The sequence below is a fragment of the Proteiniborus ethanoligenes genome (assembly GCF_900107485.1).
In the GTDB taxonomy this organism is placed as follows: domain Bacteria; phylum Bacillota; class Clostridia; order Tissierellales; family Proteiniboraceae; genus Proteiniborus; species Proteiniborus ethanoligenes.
The window spans coordinates 1-4,399 of sequence record NZ_FNQE01000058.1 but is presented as its reverse complement, the minus strand read 5'-3'; the positions used below and the strand labels follow the sequence as shown (position 1 = coordinate 4,399).

Annotated in this window: 6 protein-coding genes; 1 reads left to right on the top strand and 5 read right to left on the bottom strand. The window is 30.4% G+C overall.

Annotated elements, in window-relative coordinates; genetic code table 11:
- Positions 1-403 precede the first annotated feature (403 nt).
- From BLV37_RS14660 to BLV37_RS14645, 4 genes are all read right to left on the bottom strand, one after another.
- A complete protein-coding gene (locus BLV37_RS14660; protein WP_091733179.1) occupies positions 404-604 on the bottom strand; it encodes a cold-shock protein in 201 nt (66 codons plus the stop codon).
- Positions 605-750: 146 nt separating this feature from the next.
- Positions 751-1,488: a class I SAM-dependent DNA methyltransferase gene (locus BLV37_RS14655; protein WP_091733176.1), complete on the bottom strand. Its 738-nt coding sequence runs from the start codon at positions 1,486-1,488 to the stop codon at positions 751-753.
- A gap of 64 nt (positions 1,489-1,552) precedes the next feature.
- Positions 1,553-1,765, bottom strand: coding sequence for an alpha/beta-type small acid-soluble spore protein (locus BLV37_RS14650; RefSeq protein ID WP_091733173.1), 213 nt, complete (start codon positions 1,763-1,765; stop codon positions 1,553-1,555).
- Positions 1,766-2,038: 273 nt separating this feature from the next.
- The gene (locus BLV37_RS14645) at positions 2,039-2,989 is read right to left on the bottom strand and encodes a type II CAAX endopeptidase family protein (RefSeq protein WP_091733170.1); all 951 of its coding nucleotides are present in this window, start codon (positions 2,987-2,989) and stop codon (positions 2,039-2,041) included.
- Positions 2,990-3,179: 190 nt separating this feature from the next.
- Between BLV37_RS14645 and dapA the strand changes: the two genes are divergently transcribed.
- The gene (gene dapA / locus BLV37_RS14640; RefSeq protein ID WP_091733168.1) at positions 3,180-4,058 is read left to right on the top strand and encodes a 4-hydroxy-tetrahydrodipicolinate synthase; all 879 of its coding nucleotides are present in this window, start codon (positions 3,180-3,182) and stop codon (positions 4,056-4,058) included.
- Positions 4,059-4,176: 118 nt separating this feature from the next.
- Here the strand turns inward: dapA and BLV37_RS14635 are convergent.
- A partial coding sequence (locus BLV37_RS14635; RefSeq protein ID WP_143031505.1) for a transposase occupies positions 4,177-4,399 on the bottom strand: 223 nt, incomplete at its 5' end.

Sequence of the window (4,399 nt, the reverse complement as noted above, 5' to 3'; positions counted from 1 at the left end):
CTTAAAAAGTCTCAAGGTAACAACCATTATGCAGCTCTTGGTCATGTTGCTCATAAGTTGGTACGTGTTATCTTCAAAATTCTTAAAGATAATGTCGCTTTTAATTTAGACTAAATCAAATTTATTTTAAAGCCTATATCTAATAGGTTTATTTAAGCGTGCCCTTTTTTGGATAATTATTTATTTACATATTTTCAAACATTTTTACTTGACATTTCATAGTTGGTCTCCTGAAAATTTATATATGTTCTATCTTATTCCTTTAAAATAAAAGTTTAGCTTAAATCTATTATATATATTTTACTTAATTTTTTCTCTTTTATCAAAAAATATTTAAAGCCCCATAGAGGGGCTGCTACCGTCAAAAACTATATATATTAAAAAAGTTACCTATTATATTCGATTATAGTTTTGTAACATTTGTAGCTTGAGGTCCTTTTTCGCCTTGAACTATTTCAAATTCAACATTTTGTCCCTCATCTAAAGTCTTAAATCCATCTCCACCAATTGCTGAGTAGTGAACGAATACATCTTCTCCAGCTTCAGTTGAAATAAATCCATAACCTTTTGTAGCATTGAACCATTTTACTGTACCTTTAACCATTTAAAACATTCCTCCATATACTGAAAAATTTGCAGATGACTCCTTATGTACATCCACCTTCAATTGCTAGTTTACCACAGGTAAACCCCTTTGTCAATTAATATTCCCAGCTTAAATCACATTTATTCAACTACCCAGCCATACTATTATTTTTGTGCAACAAAGATTAATCTTTCACTTGTTTCTGTAGGTAGCTTATTAGAATAATCATCATATACGTTAATATTTTCAAAACCTGCTTTTTTAAGGGTTTTTTCTATTTCTAAATATGTATATGCCTTTTCAATGTGCACTTCATCAAATCTTTTATACAAATCTTGAGATTTAACAAAAAAGGTTATATAGAATTCACAAGTATTGTCCTCTTCGAAAAATTCATTTTCCCAAACATAAAATATTGCTTCATTATCCTCTATAAAAGTGTTATTTCCAATAATATGCTTTAGCTTGTAAAATGAGTTAATATCGAAAACAAATATACCGCCAGGTTCTAGGTGAGAATATACTCTGTTAAAACATTTTTCTAAGTCTAAATAATCAACCAGATAATTTATACTATCACATACAGAAATTATGGCTTCAAAGCTTTTATTTATATTGAAGTCTGTCATATCTTGATTGAGTAGCTGTATGTTTCTATATGAGTTAAGCTTATCATATGCAATAGACAGCATGTCCTCTGACAAATCAAATGCAGTTACTTTATAGCCTGCCTCGCATAAAAGCCTTGTAAAGTTACCAGTTCCACATCCTATTTCAAGTACTTCCTGTGATTTTACATTATAGGCTATTAAAATATCCTTAATAAAATCCATCCATTTGCTATAATCTACATCATGCATTAATGTATCATATATATAGGCAAACTCTTTATATGCATCCATAAAAATCCCCTTTTCATTTAGCCTAATGATAATAATTATGCAAAATTATTGGAATATATAATCATTAAGCTTTTTCGTCTTTACTATTACTATGGTTATCTCGATTCTTTAGTTTTTCTCTGTTGCGAAGAGTCATTATTCCACCTATTCTGCCCGACTCTTTTGCAGTAAGGCCTCCCCAACCTAGCTTTTCTATTTTCTCCATTAATCCAAGCTCTTTAGCAATCTCATATTTTAGCTTATCATTAGGTGTTTCAATCTTTTTCTTTTTTTTCATAGCTAATCAAACCTCCTATTAGCTATTATGCGAAAAAAAAGCAATATTATTCTTATACTATTTTGTAACAAGTTTATTACCTAATCTAAATAATTGTTAAGTTTGTGTAAATATTAAGGTTTCCTCTTGATTTATAAAAAAAATAATGATAAACTGAGGTCTGTGAAAAGATACTACTTTCCCACTCCCCTTTAATATATTTATATATTAAATTTTTATTGACTAAATGACCTGTTTCCCCAGATAGGTCATTTTTGCATTTATAACTAATTCTTATGCAATAAAATATATATAAGTCATATATCCAAACAGTAAAAGTACTACAAAGATAGGTAAAAAAGCTATAATATTTGTCTTTGGTCTTATGCTTAACATTTCCTCTTCAACATCACTATCTATCACAGTTTCATCACTTTCACCCTTAGGCAATAGCTTTAGGAGAAAATATACTATCACTCCAGAAACTATAGCGATAAATCCTATTCCTATAGCTCCAATAAGCATCATAGCAGTATCTGAAATTACTCCAGAAGCAGCTATTTCAGATGTAGCTTCAGGGTCTATATTGACCTTAGAAACTAGCACAGATACAACCAAAGCAATGGAATTGTTGGTGATATGAGTAATAATACCAGAAAAGATGCTATTAGTTTTATACACTATATATCCAAACAGTATTCCTAAAAATATAGGTCCTAATAAGTTTTGAATATTAAAATGGAATAGCCCGAATAATATTGCTGAAGATATTATTCCATACATTGTTCCATTCTTTTCATATGCCTTCATCATGAAACCTCTAAACATAATCTCCTCACAAATGCCAGCAGATATTGCAATAACAAATAGTCCTATTATCATTTCCTGAGTGCTTTCCGGCGTAGGTATTGGAGTAGGGTTAATCTTTCCAAAAAGGTTTATGACAATAATCATTAAATAGTTAAAAAACACTCCTATTGGGTAAGAAAAAATCGTAATTATAGGAAGGATTAAAGCCTGCTTTAATGTAATTTTATTTAATCTAAGAACTTTTTTAAGACTATAGCCTCTCATCTTCAAATAGAAAATTGTAGGGAAAAGAATAATTATATATTCTGTAATTAACAATCCTGAATATATATCCTTGCTTTGCGAATATGCACCTAGAGTTAAAAAAATAACCGCTGTAAATAAATAAAAAAGATTGGACTCTAATATAGAAGGCCTTGAATCATTATTAATCATTGTGTTTCCCCCTGTAATCAATTTAAGCACCTCATATAATTGTACCTTTTCTCAATTCAAAATTCAATTATAATTACTGATTCCTGTATTTTTTAATAAATGTAACAATATATTATATTTAAAGGAGGTAGAAAAAAATAATAGTTTTTGATAATCTATTAATTGGTATGAAAAACTAGGAGGGGGTTCAATGACTTTATTTAAAGGCTCAGGTGTTGCAATAATTACTCCATTTAAGAAGGACAAAGTAAACTTTGAGAAACTAGGTGAGCTGCTAGAGTGGCATATTAATGAGCAAACTGATGCTATTATTATCTGTGGAACTACAGGTGAAGCAGCTACAATGACCGATGAAGAGCGTTTAGATACTATAAAGTTTACTGTAAATAAAGTTAACAAAAGAATTCCTGTTATAGCTGGCACAGGAAGTAATAGTACTTATCATACAATAAAGCTAAGCAAAGAAGCTGAAAATGCAGGAGCAGACGGGCTGCTTATAGTTAACCCATACTACAATAAAACTACTCAAAAAGGCCTTATAGTCCATTATAATACCATAGGAGATAATGTTAACATACCTATAATTGTCTACAATGTGCCTGGCAGAACTGGTTTAAACATAACTCCAGATACCCTGGCTCAGCTTGCAAAGCACCCTAATATTAGGGGGGTAAAGGAAGCAAGCGGAAATATAAGTCAAGTGGCAGAAATTGCACGACTATGCCCAGATGATTTTGGTATTTATTCAGGAAATGATGATATGATAGTACCACTTTTATCATTAGGTGGAATAGGCGTTATTTCAGTAGTTGCAAACATACTTCCTAAGGATACACATGAGATAGTCCATAGCTATCTAGAAAGGAACATAGAAAAAGCTAGATATTTACAGCTTAAAATGAAGCCATTAATTGATGCGTTATTTATAGAAACTAATCCAATACCTATTAAGAAGGCTATGAGTCTGCTAGGTATGGATACGGGAGATTTAAGATTGCCTTTAATTGAAATGTCAGAAGAAAATACTAATAGCCTCATAAGAGAGCTAAAAAACTACGATTTGCTATAAAGGAGACCAACTATGAAATGTCAAGTAAAAATGTTTGAAAATATGTAAATAAATAATTATCCAAAAAAGGGCACGCTTAAATAAACCTATTAGATATAGGCTTTAAAATAAATTTGATTTAGTCTAAATTAAAAGCAACATTATCTTTAAGAATTTTGAAGATAACACGTACCAACTTATGAGCAACATGACCAAGAGCTGCATAATGGTTGTTACCTTGAGACTTTTTAAGCATAAAGTAATCATTGAATGTTTTGTTGTTAAGTGAAACATTCCAAGCAGCGTTAATTAAGGCATAACGAAGTAATTTTGAACCTCTCTTTGACATTCTAGTGGTCTTG